The following is a 16,849-nucleotide window of genomic DNA, read 5'->3' as shown; positions in this document are numbered from 1 at the left end:
CGTGGCAGACCCGTCGTTCGACGTGGTGAGCAAGGTCGACCGGCAGGAGGTCGACAACGCGCTCAACCAGGCGTCCAAGGAGCTGGGCACGCGCTTCGACTTCCGCAACACGGGCGCGCAGGTCGCCTGGGCCGGCGAGGAGGCGATCGCCTTCCAGGCCGAGACCGAGGAACGGTGCCGCGCCGCCGTCGACGTCTTCCAGGAGAAGCTGGTCAAGCGCGGCATCTCGATGAAGGCGTTCGAGGTCGGCGATCCCGCGATCTCCGGAAAGGTGTTCAAGGTCACGGGCTCGCTCGTGCAGGGCATCTCGAGCGAGAAGGCGAAGGAGATCGCCAAGAAGGTGCGCGACGAGGCGCCCAAGGGTGTGCAGGCACAGATCCAGGGCGACCAGCTGCGGATCTCGGGCAAGAAGAAGGACCACCTCCAGGACGTCATCGCCCTGTTGAAGAACTCCGACTTCGGAATCGCCCTCCAGTTCACCAACTACCGATGAAGGGCATCGTCCTCGCGGGCGGCAGCGGGACGCGGCTGCACCCGATCACGCAGGCCGTGTCCAAGCAGCTCCTGCCCGTCTACGACAAGCCGATGGTGTACTACCCGCTGTCGGTGCTGATGCTGGCGGGCGTGCGCGAGGTCCTGCTGATCTCCACGCCCACGGACCTGCCGCTGTTCCGCCGGCTGCTCGGCGACGGCGCGCAGTTCGGGCTCTCGATCTCCTACGCCGAGCAGGCCCACCCCAACGGGCTGGCCGAGGCGTTCGTCATCGGCGCGGACTTCGTCGGCGACGACGACGTGTCGCTCGTGCTGGGCGACAACATCTTCTACGGCCAGGGCTTCTCGAAGGTCCTCCAGTCCAACGCCCGGTCGCTCGACGGCTGCGTGCTGTTCGGCTACCCGGTCAAGGACCCCGAGCGCTACGGCGTCGGCGAGGTCGACGACTCCGGCCGGCTGGTCTCCATCGAGGAGAAGCCGGCGACGCCCAAGTCCAACAAGGCGATCACCGGCCTGTACTTCTACGACAACGACGTCGTCGAGATCGCGCGAAACCTCAAGCCGTCGGCCCGCGGCGAGCTGGAGATCACCGACGTGAACCTCGCGTACCTGCGCGAGGGCAAGGCCAACCTGGTCGACCTCGGCCGCGGTTTCGCGTGGCTGGACACGGGCACGCACGACTCGCTGCTCGAAGCGGGCCAGTTCGTGCAGGTGCTGGAGCACCGGCAGGGCGTGCGCATCGCGTGTCTCGAAGAGATCGCGTTGCGCATGGGCTTCATCACCGCGGCCGAGTGCTACGCGTTGGGCGAGAAGCTCGCCAAGTCGGGCTACGGCCAGTACGTGATGGCCGTGGCGAGCGAAGGCCTCTAAGGCGTCCGACGCGCCATCTCCTCCAGGCGGCGCACCCGGTCGGCGATCGGCGGGTGCGTCGCGAACAGCCGGGCGCGCTGCTCGTCCGGCCGGAACGGACTCGCGATCAGCAGATGCGACTGCGCCACGACCGCGGGCTCGGCGGCCAGCGGTGCCGCGCGCGTGCCGTCCGCGATCTTGCGCAACGCCGACGCGAGCGCGAGCGGGTCGCCGGTGAGTTCCGCGCCGGCCGCGTCGGCCTGGTACTCGCGCGACCGGCTGACGGCCAGCCGCACGATGCCCGCCGCGACCGGGCCGAGCACGGCCGCCAGCAACACGGCGAACGGGTTCGCCCGGTCCTCGCTGCCGTCCTCGTCGAACACGCCCGCGAACAGCGCCAGGCCGGCGAGAGCGCTCACCGCGCCCGCCAGGGCACCGGCCGTGCACGACACGAGGATGTCGCGGTTGTACACATGCGACAGTTCGTGCCCGAGAACGGCCCGCAGCTCACGTTCGTCGAGCAGTTCCAGGATTCCCGTGGTGCAGCAGATCGCGGCGTTGCGCGGGTTGCGACCGGTGGCGAACGCGTTGGGCGCGGCGGTGTGGCTGACGTACAGCCGCGGCATCGGCTGCCGTGCGGCGTGGGCGAGTTCGCGCACGATCCGGTACACGACCGGCTGTTCGACCTCCGACACGGGCCGGGCGTTCAGCGCACGCAGGGCGAGTTTGTCGGAGTTGAAGTAGGCGTACAGGTCCACGCCCACCGCCACCACCAGGCCGACGACCAGCGCGGTGGTGCCGAACAGCCCGCCGACCACGACGATCAGCGCACTGAGCGCACCCAGCAGCAGCACGGTTCTCACGCCGTTGCAGTGCTTGTACACGGTGCCCTCCGCGGTGTCCTACGTCCTCCCCCTCAACGCCCCGGCCGGGCGGGTGGTTCCGGTACCGGGTCGTCCCGGGCGTCCGGTGGCGGTCTCCGGCGCCGGTTCGGCGGCCGGGTCCAGCGGTGGCGGCGGCGGCACGTGCGCGACCCAGGTGGCCAGGACGTCGCGCTCGTGGACGAGTTCGGCCACCGCACCGTCGCCGTCGGTGGTGCCCGTTCCCGGGTAGGAGAAGTCGGGCGCCCAGTGCAGCGCGTCGAACGGGCAAGCCTCGACGCAGATGCCGCAGTACAGGCACTGGCCGTAGTCGATGGCGAACCGGTCGAGCACGTTGCGCGCGCGGGGCCGGGCCGTGCCGGACTGCTGCTCGGTCTCGGTGTGCGAGTCGATGTGGATGCACCAGTCGGGGCACTCGCGCGCGCAGATCATGCACACGGTGCAGTTGGCCTCCAGCAGCGCGATGACGCCGCGCGTGCGGGGTGCGGTGGTCACCGGTCCTCCCTCCTCGGACCCCAGGACGGGTCCGGAACGCCGGGTGGTGCGGTCCGGCGGCGGCTGGGCGCGGACGTGCCGTCCTCGCCCGGTTCGAGTCGTCCCGGCCAGGGACGGACGACGCGTGCGGCGAGCACGAAGTCCTTGCGCAGCGGGTGGCCGGCGAACGAGTCGGCGAGCAGGAGGCGTTCGGCGGGCCGGTCGAGGGCGAGGCCGAACATCTCGGCGGCCTCGCGCTCGTGCCACGCGGCGCCGGGCCACAGGTCGGCGACGCTGGGCAGCGTGCCGGTGAGCACGGTGCGCAACAGGACGCCGCGCCGGGTGTCGGGGTTGATCACGTGCAGGAGGACGGCGTGTGCCGTGCCGCTCGCACCGGGGCGGCCCGCGTCCTCGACGCCGAGCCAGTCGAACAGCGCGAAGCCGGCGGCGTGCAACGTCGCGGCGGACGCGTGCCACGTGTCGGGTTCGACGTGCGCGGTGGTCTGCCCGAACGCGGTCTTCACGACGGCGCCCGGGACGAGGTCCGCGTCGGAGGTGGTCACGAGACCAGCCGGTGCAGGGCGGCGAGGCCGTCGAGCAGGGCCTCGGGGCGCGGCGGGCAGCCGGGGACGGCGACGTGCACGGGCAGCACCTGGTCGATGCCCTTGGTGACGCTGTAGGAGTCCCAGTACGGACCGCCGGTGTTGCTGCACGCGCCGACGGACAGGACGTACCGGGGCTCGGGCAGTTCTTGATACGTCGCGATCACGGCGGGCAACATGGCATCGGTGACCGTGCCGGAGACGACGAGCACGTGGGCCTCCCCCGCGTCGTGCACCGGACGCACGCCCAACGCGGCCAGGTCGTGGTCACCCTCCAACGCGGCCATCACCTCGACGCCGCAGCAGGCGAGTCCCAGGTCGAGCACCGTGATCCGGTACGTCGTGCCCCAGTCCAGCGTGGAAACCGTCACGTCGGGTGAGGTTAATACGTGGGGACCCGCCGGGCTCCCACCCGGCGGGTCCCCAACCCCCCTAAACCCCCCTGACGATTGCTCCCACGTGCACGCGCACCTGGTTGCCGACAAAGTCTCTTACGACTCGCGTATACCTGTCCAGACCGAATGTCCAAGATCTTCGGATAATTTCGACATGAACTGTGGCCAAGTTCAGTACAACTAATCGGTAGAACATCAACACCCCGACCAGAAGGGACTCCATGTCCACGTCCGCCCGGTTGCTCCTGCCCGCGGGCAACCAGCTCAGCCGGTTGCTGCACGCGTCACCGGTACTGATGGACACCACGTTCGACCAGCTCAGGACCTTGATCACGGTGTACGAGACGCGGTCGGCCCTGCGTGCGGCGCGGGCGCTGGGACGTGAGCAATCGAGCGTGCAGAAGCAGCTCGACACGCTGAACCGGAACTTCAAGCAGTTGTGCGGCGAACCGCTCGTCGTCAAGCAGGGCCGGGGAAAAGACGTACTCATCACACCCACCGGGGAAGCGCTGGTCGAATTGGCGCGCACCACGTTGGGCAGTTGGTTGGATTCCATTCACGAGTGCCGGCGCAAGCTCGGCACGACGCTGACCGTCGGCACGACGCGGTTCATGCTCGACTCGCTGGCCAAGGCGTGGCACCACGTGGCCGAGGACTTCCGGCGGCGTGACGTCGAGCTGAAGGTCGTGCACATCCGGACGAAGGACATCTGGTCGAGCCTGGAGAGCAAGGAGGTCGACATCGTCTGCGGCAGCGTCGTGACGCCGGCCGACGGCGCGGGTGCCGGGTTCGACGAGTTCGACGTGATCGAGTGGCGGCGGGGCGGGCTGGCGCTGCTGACGAACCTGCCGGAGCACCGGCTGGGTGCGAGCGTGGGCACCGGCGACCTGCCGGGGCTGCCGCTGGTCGTGCCCGGTGACGGGCTGATCGCCGAGTTCCTGCGCGGCTGGTTCGGGCCGGACTACCGCAACGAGCTGGACATCGCGGCCGAGATCGACGAGATCCAGTACGGCATGTCGCTGCTGCGGTCGGGGCTCGTGTCGGGCTGCATGATCGTCACGTCGGGGCTGGGCGTCGTGGCGGCGAACAACGAACTGCGCGAGGGGTCGGGCCTGCGGGTGGTCGAGCTGACCAACGACCGCAAGCCTCGGCTGGAACGCCTGGTCGGGGTCTTCGCCCGCACCGACGAGCGGGCGAAGTTCCCCGCCGACCACCCGCTCAACCTGCTGTGGGCGGCGTTCCAGCGCGAGGTGCCGGACTAGCTCTTGGCGGTCCGTTTCTTGGCCTGCTTGACCAGCCACTCCAAGCCGCTGAGCCGCTTCGGTGCCTCGGTCTTGGGCCGTTCCGCCTCGTCGTGCTCCGGCCTCGGCTGCGGACGCTTGTCGACGTCGTTCATGGCGCGCTCCCTACGTGCTCGAAGGCGGATGAGGTTGATCGGAACATCACCGGTCGCCGCACCGCTAGTGCGCTCAGCCCTCCGGGTGACACGAGTCCCACGGCACGGGAGGGGTTGCGGACGGCCGGCGGACGTGGATTTCACACCTATCCGACGCATTCCCGGTCAAACCGGAAGGCGCATTGCCCGATTAACCCTTTCGGCGCACGATGACTTCGCCGTGCAACCGCTCGCATCGCAGGGGGAATCTTCAGTGGCACGGGATGTGATCGACATAGCGGTGCGCAACCGCATCCTGTGGATAGGGAGTCGGGCCTATCCACTGCCCAACATCACGATGGCGGACCTGAAGGAGGTCCGGTACCGGCGCTCGACGGCCTTGTGGGAGTGGTCCAAGGCCGTGGCGTGGTGCGCGGCGTTCGTGCTGGTCATGGGGTTCATCGGCGCGTCGACCACGATCGGGGTCGGCAACGGTTCCTACAGCCTGGGCGAGTTGGGCGGGTTGGTGGCCGTGGTGATCGGCCTGGGCGTGACCGTGCGGCTGCTCGTCAAACTGCTGTCACGACCCCTGTACCGGCTGGTACTCCAGACGGCGGCGGGTTCGGCGGACGCGTTGGCGAGTCGGGACGGTGCGGCGATGCGCGAGTTGACGACGTCGATCGTGGACGCGATCAACGACCCGCACGCGTCGTTCCAGCGCACGATCAACAACGTGATCAACCAATACGGTGCCGGAGCCGTGGCGACGCAGAACAACCTCGGGGGTGACCGGTGAACAACTACATCAACCAATACGGCGAAAATTCCCACGCCACGCAGAACAACTACGGAACCGACCCCACGCCGCCGTCCCCGGCGCGCACCTTGCTGGACGTCGTCGAGATCGTCTCGCGCCACCGGCGGAACCTGATGCTCCGGCCGGACGAGGCAGCGGAGTTCGACCGGAGCCTGGCCCTGTTGGCGAATGCCGCGCAGCACGGCAACCCGCACTCGGCGCCCGCGTTGGCCGCCGGGCGGCACGTGGCGGCGACCGCGGGGCAGTTGATCCTGGGGGCGGGCGGCGAGCACCTCTGGATGGCGTTCCGGACGTTGATCGGGCACCAGTGACCTGCGGCAGAACGCCCTCAAGCGGTGGTCGTCGACCGACGGCCACGTTCGCACCGCCCACGACGGCGGGGCTCGCGGCCCGGCCGACTCCGGCAGAACCCTCTCGCCGCCTCCGTACAAACGCCGTACAGTAGGAGGGTGTCGGGTGCCGATGGACGAGCACCGACGGGGAGGTGTGACATGTCGACCAAGGAAGCCCGCCTGGACTTCCGGCTCGATCAAGACCAAAAGGGCCGGATCGAACGCGCGGCCGAGTTGAGCAGGAAATCGACCAGTGCGTTCGTGGTGGACGCCGCGATGGACGCGGCGGACAAGGTGCTCGCGCGTGCGGATGTCACAATCATGTCCGCCGAGCAGTTCGATTCCCTCATGTCGGCTCTCGACGTGGCGGACGAGGCTCCCGGCCTGGCAAAGCTCAACTCGGTTCACCGGGGGTATGTGCGCAAGTGATGGACTGGGCCTCTTCCCCGCTGGGTGAAGAGCACGAGTTGACGACGTTCGACTGCGGCACCCCCGCACTGAACGGCTGGCTCGCCACTCAGGCGGTCGACGCGGCCAAGCGCGGAACCGCCAAAACCTTCGTCTGGACCCCCATCGGCAGCGACACGGTGGTGGCGTACTACGCCATCACGCCGCATCTGGTGGCCGGAGAGGGACTGACCTCCGCGCAGGCGGGTGGCCTCAGCGCCCCGGTTCCGGCGTACCTGCTGGCCAAATTGGCGCTTGACCGGTCACTGCACGGCCAAGGCCATGGAGCCGAATTGCTCCACGACGCGCTGACCCGCATCGTCGAAGCCGCGGAGTTGGCGTCGGGCAGGCTGATCGTGGTCGACGCCATCGACGACCGGGCGGTCGAGTTCTACCGGAAATACGACTTCAAATCCGTGGCCGGCAATCCGCGCAGGCTGGTCATCAAGGTCTCGACGGTGCGACAGGCTCTGGGCTGACCTTGCCGATTCCAGGTAATTGACGGAATCGCGGCCGATGTGGCGTCCGCCGCGTGGCGCCGAGACCGTCGACCCGATTTGCGGCCGGGCAATTGCCCCTTCGGCTTCATCGATCGACACCAGGTCGAACGGCCGAGCACGGCGCCGGGGTAACTTCGGGACCGAACAGGACCGGAGTGCCATGGAGGTGCGGTCGATGGCTGCGAGGTCGGACCGGTACGGCTATCGGGAGATCGCGGACGCGTTGCGGGCGCGCATCGACTCCGACGGCCCCGACCGGCTCGGACCCGGCGATCGGGTACCAGGCGAGAACGAGATCACGGCGGAGTACGGGGTCGAGCAGCCCACTGCCCGGCGGGCGTTGGACCTGCTGAAGAACGAGGGATTGATCGTCGCGCGGCGGGGATCGGGCACCTACGTCCGCGACTTCAAGCGGATCCGCCGGGTCACGCCGGACCGGTTGCGGTCGTCGGTGTGGGGTGGTGGCGAGTCGATCTGGGGCACCGATGTCTCCCAACGGCCTTACGTAAGTGAGCCGACCGTGGCCGCCGAGCGCCCGGTCACGCCGATCGCCGACGCGCTCGGCCTGACGGCGGACGGGCTGGCGGTGGTCCGGCGGCGGCGCTACCTGGTCGAGGGCAAGCCGGTCCAGTTGGCGACCTCCTACTACCCCGAACACCTGGTCAAAGACTCCGCGATCACCCGCGAGGACACAGGCGAGGGCGGTGCGTACGCCCGGCTCGCGGAACTCGGTCACCCACCGGTCCGGTTCCGCGAGGAACTTCGTGCCCGGATGCCCCGCGAAGAGGAGCGGGTCGACCTCGAACTCGCCCAGGGAACGCCCGTCGTGGAGATCGTGCGGTACGCCCACGCCGCCGACGACGTTCCGGTCGAGGTCACGGTGATGGTGCTCGACGGCGCTTCGTACGTGCTCGAGTACAAGTTCGACTCGCAGGGCTGACCGCCGTCACCCATTCGGATTTGCAGCCGCAACTTCTGTACAGAATAGCTTGCCTCCGAGGCCGGTCCACGATCTACTGCACCCCATAAGTTCTGTACAGATTAATCGGAGGTGCCGGCATGACCGACGTCCTGGATCTCGAAAAGATCTTCAGTCGCGACGGGTTCGCCGAGGTGGTGGACGGGATGGTGACCGACTTCGCGCCGCGGCTGTTCGCCGTCGTCCAGGTACGCGGCGACCGACTCGACGGACGCGTCGCCGCCTGGGGCATGGCTTTCCCCGAGCACGCCGAAGTGGTCACGACCGACGGCGGCATGCGCATGCGGGTCCGTGACGCGGACAGCACCGTGCCCGCGTTCACCGCGCAGCACGAAGACCTGTCCGCGTCCGTCGTGTGGCTGCCGGCGTTCAACTCCCGCCTCGACGAGCCCGCCGTCGACCAGCCGGAAGAGGACGAGAACGGCACGTGGTGGTGACCGGCTACACCATCCGACTCCGCACGATCCCGTTCGCCAAAGCCATGCTCTTGGCCGGTTTCCGATCCGACTACGTCCTGTCGAAGGCCATGGGCGTCAACCGCACCACCGTCACCCGTGTACGCACCGGCGAACTCAACCCCGGAGCGGCCTTCGTCGCCGGTGCGCTCACCGCCCTGTCACCGCTGGACTTCGACGACCTCTTCGAGATCGTCCGCCCCTGAAAGCTCAGCCCCGCAGCTCCATCGTGCAGCACTTGGGTCCGCCACCGGAGGCGCGCAGTTCCGAGATGTCCACGTAGACGGGCTCGAAGCCGCGTGCCGCCACCTGCTCGCCCAACGCGGTCGCCTCCACCGGCAGCACCACGTGCCGACCGTCGGAGACCGCGTTCAGGCCCAGGCACGCGGCGTCCGACGCGGTGGCGAGGATGGCGTCCGGGTAGAGCCTGCGCAGCACCTCCTGCGAACCGACGGAGAACGCGTCCGGGTAGTAGGCCACCAAGTCCTCGGTCAGCACGAACAGCGCCACGTCCAGGTGGTAGTAGCGCGGGTCCACGAGGTTCAGGGAGATGACCGGGACGCCAAGGACCTCCTGGGCCTCCGCGTGCGCACGGGGGTCGGTGCGGAAGCCCGTGCCGGCCAGCAGGTACTTCCCGGTCCAGGTGAAGTCGCCTTCCGCCTCGTTCGTGATCTCCGGCATGACCACGTCCTGGTAGCCGTTCGCCAGGAACCAGCGGCGGAAGTGGTCGGCTTCGGCGGCACGCTCGGGGGCGCGGAACTTCGCGCCCAGGACCCGGCCGTCGATCACCGTGCCCGAATTCGCCGAGAACACCATGTCGGGCAGGCCGGGTGCGGGCTCGATGACCTCGACCTGGTGGCCCAGGCGCTCGTAGGTCTCCTTCAGCGCCGTCCACTGCGCCACGGCCAACGAGGTGTCCGTCGGCCGCGTCGGGTCCATCCACGGGTTGATCGCGTACTCGACCGTGAAGTGGCGCGGTTCGCACATCAGGTAGCGCCGGGTCGTCGGCACGCGGGCGGGCGTCGCGTCGAGCACGATCGGTGCGGCGTCGGCGCCACCCAGGAGAGATACCGAGGTCATGGATCGAAATGTAAGTCAGGGTCCGACCATCGAACAACGCCGCCATGTTGCGTCTTGTAGGGCAGAATGTTGCGTGTGGACTCGATTGACCAGCGAATCATTTCGTGCCTCATGGCCAACGCACGCTCCAGCTACGCCGACATCGGCAAGGAAGTGGGCCTCTCCGCGCCCGCGGTGAAGCGCCGGGTGGACCGGCTGCTGGACACCGGTGTGTTGCGCGGCTTCACGGCCGTCGTCGACCCCGAACAGCTCGGCTGGGGCACGGAGGCGTTCGTCGAGGTGCACTGCCGGGGCAACGTCACACCCCAGGACATCCGCCAACGCCTCGAACCCCTGGCCGAGGTCATGGCCGCCTACACCGTGTCCGGCGCGGCCGACGCGATCGTCCACCTGCGCGCCGCGAACATCCACCACCTGGAAACCGCACTCGAACGGCTGCGGGCCGTAGAGATCATCGACCGCACGGTGTCCACCGTCGTGCTTTCGCGGCTCCTGGACCGGCCTCCGGCGCCTTAAAGTCCGTTTCATGGGCGAGGTTCTCATCGAACACCACGGCCGCGTTGCGGTCGTCACCGTGCACGACCCGGATCGGCGCAACGCGCTGACCCTGGACCTGTCCGCCGGGCTGGCCGAGGCCGTCCACGCCTGCGAGGCGGACACGAACGTGCACGCCGTCGTCGTCACGGGTACGCCACCGGCGTTCTGCGCGGGCGCCGACCTGACCGCGCTCGGCGAGGCGCGCGAAGAAGGGCTCAAGCGCATCTACGCGGGGTTCCTCGCGGTGGCGGCCTGCTCGTTGCCGACGATCGCGGCGGTGGGCGGCGCGGCCGTGGGCGCGGGCCTCAACCTCGCGCTCGCGTGCGACGTCCGCGTGGTCGGCCCCGGGGCGCGGTTCGACGCGCGGTTCCTCCAACTCGGCATCCACCCCGGCGGCGGCATGACGTGGATGCTCCAACGCCTCGTCGGCACGCAGACGGCGACCGCGATGACGTTGTTCGGTCGGATCCTCGACGCCGACGAGGCCGTCGCCAGGGGCCTCGCCTACGAACGGGCGGACGACCCGGTCGCGGCGGCCGTCGCGCTGGCGGCGTCTTCGGCCGAAGCTTCGCGGGACCTGGTGCTCGCCATCAAGGCGACCATGCGGAAGACGGCCGCGACCGCCGACCACGCGACCGCGGTGGCGACCGAGCTGGTCCCCCAGGCCGCCTCGATCGGGACCCCGGAGTTCCAGGAGAAGCTGGCCCGGTTGAAGGCCCGGATCACCGCCCGGACGTGACCCACCGCACTCCCGGTGGCCGAACCGTGCCGCCTGGGACAACAAGTGGAACGAATCGTCCCGCACAGTGGTACGGCGAAGACCGGCCGATGGACAGGCCCGGCTACCCTCGGCAATGGGGCCCGAGGGGCACAGGCTTCTCGAAGGCGTAAGAGAGGGATCGACGTAGGAATGACTACCGACGTTGGTAACGCCGTGCCGGGTGGCACCGAGGTCCGCAAGCTGGACCGGGTCGTCATCCGTTTCGCGGGCGACTCGGGTGACGGCATGCAGCTCACGGGCGACCGCTTCACCTCGGAGGCCGCCGCGTTCGGCAACGACCTCGCGACCCTGCCGAACTTCCCCGCCGAGATCCGGGCGCCACAGGGCACGCTGCCGGGCGTCTCCAGCTTCCAGCTGCACTTCGCGGACTACGACATCCTCACGCCCGGCGACCGGCCCGACGTGCTCGTCGCCATGAACCCGGCCGCGCTCAAGGCCAACATCGGCGACCTGCCGCACGGCGGGATGCTGATCGTGAACACCGACGAGTTCACCAAGCGCAACCTGGTCAAGGTCGGTTACGAGACCGACCCGCTGGAGGACGACTCGCTGGAGGCCTACCAGGTCCACAAGGTCGCGATGGCCACGCTGACCATCGGCGCCCTGGAGAACACCGGCCTGGGCAAGAAGGACGCGGAACGGGCGAAGAACATGTTCGCCCTGGGCCTGCTGTCCTGGATGTACCACCGGCCGACCGAGGGCACGGAACGCTTCCTGCGCGAGAAGTTCGCCAAGAAGCCCGACATCGCCGAGGCCAACGTGCTCGCGTTCCGCGCGGGCTGGAACTACGGCGAGACCACCGAGTCGTTCGCGGTCACCTACGAGGTCGCGCCGGCCAAGCTCGACGTCGGCACCTACCGCCAGATCACCGGCAACACGGCCACCGCCTACGGCATCGTGGCGGCCGGTCAGCAGTCCGGTCTGCCGGTCGTGCTCGGCACGTACCCGATCACGCCCGCCTCCGACATCCTGCACGAGCTGTCCAAGCACAAGCACTTCGGCATCACCACGCTCCAGGCCGAGGACGAGATCGCGGGCATCGGCGCGGCGCTCGGCGCCTCGTACGGCGGCGCACTCGGCGTGACGTCCACGTCCGGTCCGGGCATCGCGCTCAAGTCCGAGACCATCGGCCTGGCCGTGATGACCGAGCTGCCACTGGTCGTGATCGACGTGCAGCGCGGCGGCCCGTCCACGGGTCTGCCCACCAAGACCGAGCAGGCCGACCTGCTCCAGGCGATGTTCGGCCGCAACGGCGAGTCGCCCGTGCCGATCGTGGCGCCGCGCTCGCCCGCGGACTGCTTCGACGCCGCGCTCGACGCCGTGCGCATCGCCCTGAAGTACCGCACGCCCGTGCTGCTGCTGTCCGACGGCGCGATCGCCAACGGCTCCGAGCCGTGGCTGATCCCGGACGTCGACAAGCTGCCCGACCTGCGCACGCCGTTCGCCACCGAGCCGAACGCGCCGGACGGCTCCGGCGAGTTCTGGCCGTACCTGCGCGACCCGGAGACGCTGGCCCGCGCGTGGGCGGTGCCCGGCACGGCCGGTCTCCAGCACCGCATCGGCGGTCTGGAGAAGGCCGACGGCCACGGCAACATCTCCTACGACCCGGCCAACCACGACCACATGGTCCGGCTGCGCCAGCGCAAGATCGACGGCATCGAGGTGCCCGACGTCGAGGTGGACGACCCGTCCGGGGAAGCCCGGGTGCTGGTCGTCGGCTGGGGCTCGTCGTACGGCCCGATCGGCGCCGCCGCCCGCCGCGTGCGCAAGCTCGGCATGCCCGTGGCGCACGCGCACCTGCGGCACCTCAACCCGTTCCCGCGCAACCTCGGCGACGTGCTGTCGCGGTACGAGCGCGTGATCGTGCCCGAAATGAACCTGGGCCAGCTGGCGTTGTTGTTGAGGGCGCGCTACCTCGTCGACGCCGTCAGCTACACGAAGGTGCAGGGCCTGCCGTTCAAGGCCGAAGAGCTTCAGGACGTGCTCGCCGACGTCATCAAGGGAGTCTCCGCATGACCGCCATCGACCTGGGGTTGCCGGGCCTGGCCGGTGTCCCCGCGGCCGACGAGCCGCAGAAGGCCAAGGACTACAAGTCGGACCAGGAGGTCCGCTGGTGTCCCGGCTGCGGCGACTACGTCGTGCTCAACGCCGTGCAGTCGTTCCTGCCGACGTTGGGGCTCAAGCGCGAGAACATCGTGTTCATCTCGGGCATCGGGTGCTCGTCCCGCTTCCCGTACTACATGAACACCTACGGCATGCACTCCATCCACGGTCGTGCGCCGGCCATCGCGACCGGTCTCGCGGTCGCCCGGCCGGACCTGTCGGTGTGGGTGGTGACCGGTGACGGCGACGCGCTGTCCATCGGCGGCAACCACCTGATCCACACGCTGCGGCGCAACGTCAACCTCAAGATCCTGCTGTTCAACAACCGGATCTACGGCCTGACCAAGGGCCAGTACTCGCCGACCTCCGAGGAAGGCAAGATCACCAAGTCGACGCCGGTCGGGTCGCTGGACCACCCGTTCAACCCGGTGTCGCTGGCGCTGGGCGCCGAGGCCACGTTCGTCGGGCGCGCGGTCGACTCCGACCGCAAGGGCCTGACCGAGGTGCTGCGGCAGGCGGCCGAGCACCGGGGTTCGGCGCTGGTCGAGATCTACCAGAACTGCCCGATCTTCAACGACGGCGCGTTCGATGTGCTCAAGGACGCCGACGAGGCGGCCCGCCGGATCATCGACGTGGTCCACGGGCGGCCCATCACGTTCGGCAAGGACGGCGAGTACGCGGTCGTGCGCGAGGGCTTCGGGCTGGCCGTGGCCAAGACGTCCGAGGTCGCGCCGCAGGACGTGGTCGTGCACGACGCCGAGGACCTGAACCTGGCGTTCGCGCTGTCGCGGCTGTCGACGCAGGACCTCCAGCACACCGTCACCGGCGTGTTCCGCAGCGCGCGGCGTGCCACGTACGACGACGCGGCCCGTGCGCAGGTCGAGCAGGCGCAGGCGGAGAAGAAGGCGGACCTGGCCGGGCTGCTGCGCGGCAAGGACACCTGGACCGTGGTGGGCTGAGACCTCTCACCAGGACGGCCGCGACCCCGAGGGGTCGCGGCCGTTCCTCATTCCACGGGCGCGACGATCCGGCGCCGGCCCCGGCGCACGGCGTCGAACGTGAACACCGCCAACGCCACCCACACCAGGGCGAACCCGAACCAGCGGGACGGCGGCATGGGCTCGTGCATCACGAACACGCCCCACGAGAACTGGAGGATGGGCGCCAGGTACTGGAGCATGCCCATCGTGACCAGCGGCACGAGCTTCGCGCCCGCGCCGAACAGCAGCAACGGGATCGCGGTCACCACGCCCGCCGACGCCAGCAGCGCCGCGTGGCCGAAGCCGTGGCCGGTGAACGTGCCGCCCGGGGACACGACCAGGTAGCCGAGCGCGATCGGCGCGAGCACGATGCTCTCGGCCATGAGGCTGGACCGGGCGTCGAGTTCGATCGTCTTCTTGATCAGGCCGTAGACGCCGAACGACCCGGCGAGCACCAGCGAGATCCACGGCAGCCGGCCGTAGTCCACGGCCAGCACGACCACGGCCGCCACCGCGACGGCGATCGCGGCGTACTGTGGCAGGCGCAGGCGTTCGCGCAGCACCAGGACGCCGAGCAGGACGCTGACCAGCGGGTTGATGAAGTAGCCCAGGGCGGACTCGACGACGTGGCCGGTGTTGACCGCGTGGATGTAGACGCCCCAGTTGACCGCGATCAGCGCGGACGCGGCCGTCACCAGCAGCCAGCCCTTCGCCGGCAGCGCGCGTAGCACCCGCCAGCCGCGCACCGCGGTCGTGATCGCGGCCATGACGACCAACGACCAGACGATGCGGTGCGCGAGGATCTCCGTCGGCGCGGCGGGGACGAGCAACGGCCAGAACGCCGGGACCACGCCCCAGAGCACGTAGGCGCCGGCGCTGTAGGCGATGCCGCGTTTCGTTTGGTCAACAGTTGACGAAACAGCGGGAGAACTGGTCAACGGCGGCACGAACGTCACTGTACGCCGCACGTTTGAGCAGGTCAGCCGGTTTTGCCCGACCGTGGGCCGGGCAACCACCCCGAGGTTGGACCGTCGGGGTAGTTTTGCAGCGCTCCGCGCTGCGACGCGGACGTGTCGGGTGGTCGAGCGGCAGTGGGAGGGTCTTCCCGTGTGGATATTCGGGCAGGTGTGGCTGTGGAGCCTGCTGTCGTTCGTGGCGGGTGTCCTGCTCACCTGGCTGGTCCTGGTCCGGCCCCTCAAGCAGGAGGTCCAGGCGCTGCGCTCACGGACCCCGCAGGCACCGCCGCCGGCGGCGCGTGACGACTTCGACGACTGGCCCGTGCCCGTGGGTGTCGAGCAGCCGCGGCACGTGGCCGAGGACGAGCGCCGCTTCGAGGACCACCCGGAGCTGGCGGACGACCGCGCCGAGCCGGCCTACCCGCAGTCCTACCCGCAGTCCGAGCCGTCCTACCCGCAGTCCGAGCCGGACGAGATCGTGCGCACGCCGTTCGACCCGGCGGTGGAGGCACCGCTCGACCCCGTGGACCCGGACAGCCGCCGTGCCTACGAGGACGCGCTCGACCAGGGCCTCGTGCCGTTGTCCGAGCCGATCCGGGTGTTCCCGGAGACGCCGCCGGTGCGGGACCACGAGCCCGTCGACGAGCTGCGCCGGCTGGAGGAGGGCACCGAGCGGACGGCGTTGATCGAGCCGTGGGACGGCATGTACGCCGACGACGCGCCCGAGCCCGTCGCCGGTCCGCACCGGGACGAGGAGGACGAGCCGGAGCGCCCGTCCGCCGCCGAGGCCACCACGTTGATCCCGGCCACGGCGTTGGCCCAGGCGATCGCCGAAGTCGACTCCCGACCGGCGGAGGACGACGGCCAGGCGTGGCCCGAGCACGACATGACCGGCCGCTTCGAGCCGGTGGCGGCCGAGGAGACGACGACGTTCGAGGTCGTCGAGGAACCCGAGCCGGTCGTCGCCGAGGAGACCCCGGCCGAGGAGACCACCTTCCTGGAGCCGGTCGTCGACGAGGAGGAGCAGCCCGAGGTGTCCCAGCCGGTCGAGCCCGAGTCGTACCGACCGTTCAGCGAGCCGGGTTCCGAGGAACCGACCGCCTTCGACCCGTTCACCGAGCCGGACCCGGACGACTACGAGCCGCTCCCGCCCGCGCCCGAGCCGCCGAAGTTCGACCCGTTCGCCGCGCCGAAGGAGACCTTCGAGCCGTTCGCGCCCACCGCGGCGGAGCCGGACGAGCCCGCGCGCCCGCGTTCGCTGTTCGAGCCGCTGACCGACCCGGAGGACGGCAAGGAGCTGGAGACCCCCAGGCCGGCGTCGTCGAAGCCGGTCATCGACCAGCCGTTCGTGCCGACCCTGGCACCGGAGCTGCTCGCGTCGATGGGCACCCCGGAGCAGCCGCTGCCCACGCGTCCGGCGACCGGCAACAACGCGTTGCCGCAACGCCCCCGGCCCGTGGGGTTCAGCCCGAGCACCGGTGCGGAGCCGGCCACCCCGTCGGCCCGTTACCAGCAGCCGGAGGGCTTCAACCCGCGTTCGCCGTTCGGTCCGGGCTCCGTCCTGCCGCGCTCGGACGGCAAGGCCCCCGCGCCGGAGTTCGAGGTGAAGGCCACGCTGACCGGCCGCCGCTACTTCACGGCGGAAAGCGCGAACTTCCGCGACACCCGTGCCGACGTCTGGTTCCGCACGGTCGCCGACGCGGTGAAGGCAGGCTTCCGCCAGTCCCCGTGAGGGCTCTCGAAGACCACTCAGGCACCCCGGGATACACGTTCGGGGTGCCTGAGTGCGTATTTCAGGGGGTCCGAGTGGAGGA

Annotated in this window: 22 protein-coding genes; 15 read left to right on the top strand and 7 right to left on the bottom strand. The window is 69.6% G+C overall.

Features of this window, described 5'->3' with window-relative positions; all coding sequences use genetic code 11:
• The first annotated feature begins 1 nt into the window (after position 1).
• Together F4559_RS01040 and rfbA are read left to right on the top strand one after the other, a co-directional pair.
• Positions 2 to 493 (top strand): YajQ family cyclic di-GMP-binding protein, encoded by a 492-nt coding sequence (locus F4559_RS01040; protein WP_184665718.1) that lies wholly within the window; start codon positions 2 to 4, stop codon positions 491 to 493.
• The gene (rfbA, locus tag F4559_RS01035) at positions 490 to 1,362 is read left to right on the top strand and encodes a glucose-1-phosphate thymidylyltransferase RfbA (RefSeq protein WP_184665717.1); all 873 of its coding nucleotides are present in this window, start codon (positions 490 to 492) and stop codon (positions 1,360 to 1,362) included. Before F4559_RS01040 ends, rfbA begins: the two co-directional genes overlap by 4 nt.
• Here the strand turns inward: rfbA and htpX are convergent.
• From htpX to F4559_RS01015, 4 genes are read right to left on the bottom strand one after another with little or no spacing between them, the layout of a single operon-like run.
• Positions 1,359 to 2,225, bottom strand: coding sequence for a zinc metalloprotease HtpX (htpX, locus tag F4559_RS01030; protein WP_184665716.1), 867 nt, complete (start codon positions 2,223 to 2,225; stop codon positions 1,359 to 1,361). The genes rfbA and htpX overlap by 4 nt on opposite strands.
• 18 nt (positions 2,226 to 2,243) lie before the next feature.
• Positions 2,244 to 2,717: a 4Fe-4S binding protein gene (locus tag F4559_RS01025; RefSeq protein WP_312865424.1), complete on the bottom strand. Its 474-nt coding sequence runs from the start codon at positions 2,715 to 2,717 to the stop codon at positions 2,244 to 2,246.
• Positions 2,714 to 3,259: an NADH-quinone oxidoreductase subunit C gene (locus F4559_RS01020; RefSeq protein WP_184665715.1), complete on the bottom strand. Its 546-nt coding sequence runs from the start codon at positions 3,257 to 3,259 to the stop codon at positions 2,714 to 2,716. The genes F4559_RS01025 and F4559_RS01020 overlap by 4 nt, the downstream gene beginning before the upstream one ends.
• Positions 3,256 to 3,669, bottom strand: a complete 414-nt coding sequence (locus F4559_RS01015; protein ID WP_184665714.1) for an NADH-quinone oxidoreductase subunit B — start codon at positions 3,667 to 3,669, stop codon at positions 3,256 to 3,258. The genes F4559_RS01020 and F4559_RS01015 overlap by 4 nt, the downstream gene beginning before the upstream one ends.
• A 245-nt stretch (positions 3,670 to 3,914) precedes the next feature.
• Here F4559_RS01015 and F4559_RS01010 point away from each other — a divergent pair, with 245 nt between their 5' ends.
• Positions 3,915 to 4,955: a LysR family transcriptional regulator gene (locus tag F4559_RS01010; protein ID WP_184665713.1), complete on the top strand. Its 1,041-nt coding sequence runs from the start codon at positions 3,915 to 3,917 to the stop codon at positions 4,953 to 4,955.
• Here F4559_RS01010 and F4559_RS01005 read toward each other — a convergent pair.
• Positions 4,952 to 5,089, bottom strand: a complete 138-nt coding sequence (locus F4559_RS01005) for a hypothetical protein (RefSeq protein WP_184665712.1) — start codon at positions 5,087 to 5,089, stop codon at positions 4,952 to 4,954. The two genes, F4559_RS01010 and F4559_RS01005, sit on opposite strands and share 4 nt — an antisense overlap.
• Before the next feature lie 253 nt (positions 5,090 to 5,342).
• Here F4559_RS01005 and F4559_RS01000 point away from each other — a divergent pair, with 253 nt between their 5' ends.
• The 7 genes from F4559_RS01000 (at position 5,343) to F4559_RS00970 (ending at position 8,804) form a co-directional block, all read left to right on the top strand.
• A complete protein-coding gene (locus tag F4559_RS01000; RefSeq protein ID WP_184665711.1) occupies positions 5,343 to 5,864 on the top strand; it encodes a DUF6232 family protein in 522 nt (173 codons plus the stop codon).
• Positions 5,861 to 6,196, top strand: a complete 336-nt coding sequence (locus F4559_RS00995) for a hypothetical protein (RefSeq protein ID WP_184665710.1) — start codon at positions 5,861 to 5,863, stop codon at positions 6,194 to 6,196. Before F4559_RS01000 ends, F4559_RS00995 begins: the two co-directional genes overlap by 4 nt.
• 180 nt (positions 6,197 to 6,376) lie before the next feature.
• Entirely contained in the window at positions 6,377 to 6,646 is a 270-nt protein-coding gene (locus F4559_RS00990) for a type II toxin-antitoxin system TacA family antitoxin (RefSeq protein ID WP_184665709.1), read from the top strand.
• Entirely contained in the window at positions 6,646 to 7,143 is a 498-nt protein-coding gene (locus F4559_RS00985; protein WP_184675335.1) for a GNAT family N-acetyltransferase, read from the top strand. The genes F4559_RS00990 and F4559_RS00985 overlap by 1 nt, the downstream gene beginning before the upstream one ends.
• Before the next feature lie 196 nt (positions 7,144 to 7,339).
• The gene (locus F4559_RS00980; protein ID WP_184665708.1) at positions 7,340 to 8,104 is read left to right on the top strand and encodes a GntR family transcriptional regulator; all 765 of its coding nucleotides are present in this window, start codon (positions 7,340 to 7,342) and stop codon (positions 8,102 to 8,104) included.
• Positions 8,105 to 8,223: 119 nt separating this feature from the next.
• Positions 8,224 to 8,580 carry a hypothetical protein gene (locus F4559_RS00975; protein WP_184665707.1) on the top strand — a complete coding sequence of 119 codons (357 nt, stop codon included), beginning with the start codon at positions 8,224 to 8,226 and terminating at the stop codon, positions 8,578 to 8,580.
• Positions 8,577 to 8,804, top strand: coding sequence for a transcriptional regulator (locus tag F4559_RS00970; RefSeq protein WP_312865423.1), 228 nt, complete (start codon positions 8,577 to 8,579; stop codon positions 8,802 to 8,804). Before F4559_RS00975 ends, F4559_RS00970 begins: the two co-directional genes overlap by 4 nt.
• A gap of 4 nt (positions 8,805 to 8,808) precedes the next feature.
• Here F4559_RS00970 and ddaH read toward each other — a convergent pair whose 3' ends face one another.
• Positions 8,809 to 9,678, bottom strand: coding sequence for a dimethylargininase (ddaH, locus tag F4559_RS00965; protein ID WP_184665706.1), 870 nt, complete (start codon positions 9,676 to 9,678; stop codon positions 8,809 to 8,811).
• A 75-nt stretch (positions 9,679 to 9,753) separates the two neighbouring features.
• On the opposite strand from ddaH, the gene F4559_RS00960 reads away from it, so the two are divergent.
• The 4 genes from F4559_RS00960 (at position 9,754) to F4559_RS00945 (ending at position 14,058) form a co-directional block, all read left to right on the top strand.
• Positions 9,754 to 10,194, top strand: a complete 441-nt coding sequence (locus tag F4559_RS00960; protein ID WP_184665705.1) for an Lrp/AsnC family transcriptional regulator — start codon at positions 9,754 to 9,756, stop codon at positions 10,192 to 10,194.
• 10 nt (positions 10,195 to 10,204) lie between these two features.
• Positions 10,205 to 10,954, top strand: a complete 750-nt coding sequence (locus F4559_RS00955; RefSeq protein ID WP_184665704.1) for an enoyl-CoA hydratase — start codon at positions 10,205 to 10,207, stop codon at positions 10,952 to 10,954.
• A 171-nt stretch (positions 10,955 to 11,125) separates the two neighbouring features.
• Positions 11,126 to 13,012 carry a 2-oxoacid:acceptor oxidoreductase subunit alpha gene (locus F4559_RS00950; RefSeq protein WP_184665703.1) on the top strand — a complete coding sequence of 629 codons (1,887 nt, stop codon included), beginning with the start codon at positions 11,126 to 11,128 and terminating at the stop codon, positions 13,010 to 13,012.
• Positions 13,009 to 14,058 (top strand): 2-oxoacid:ferredoxin oxidoreductase subunit beta, encoded by a 1,050-nt coding sequence (locus F4559_RS00945; protein ID WP_184665702.1) that lies wholly within the window; start codon positions 13,009 to 13,011, stop codon positions 14,056 to 14,058. The genes F4559_RS00950 and F4559_RS00945 overlap by 4 nt, the downstream gene beginning before the upstream one ends.
• Positions 14,059 to 14,105: 47 nt before the next feature.
• On the opposite strand, the gene rarD is transcribed toward F4559_RS00945, so the two are convergent.
• Positions 14,106 to 15,026 carry an EamA family transporter RarD gene (rarD, locus tag F4559_RS00940; RefSeq protein WP_184665701.1) on the bottom strand — a complete coding sequence of 307 codons (921 nt, stop codon included), beginning with the start codon at positions 15,024 to 15,026 and terminating at the stop codon, positions 14,106 to 14,108.
• Between the two features lie 130 nt (positions 15,027 to 15,156).
• On the opposite strand from rarD, the gene F4559_RS00935 reads away from it, so the two are divergent.
• On the top strand, positions 15,157 to 16,767 hold the full coding sequence (locus F4559_RS00935; protein ID WP_184665700.1) for a sunset domain-containing protein: 1,611 nt from the start codon (positions 15,157 to 15,159) through the stop codon (positions 16,765 to 16,767).
• Positions 16,768 to 16,849: the final 82 nt, after the last annotated feature.

It is taken from the genome of Saccharothrix violaceirubra (assembly GCF_014203755.1).
GTDB lineage: Bacteria > Actinomycetota > Actinomycetes > Mycobacteriales > Pseudonocardiaceae > Actinosynnema > Actinosynnema violaceirubrum.
This window is presented reverse-complemented; position numbering and strand designations above follow the sequence as displayed.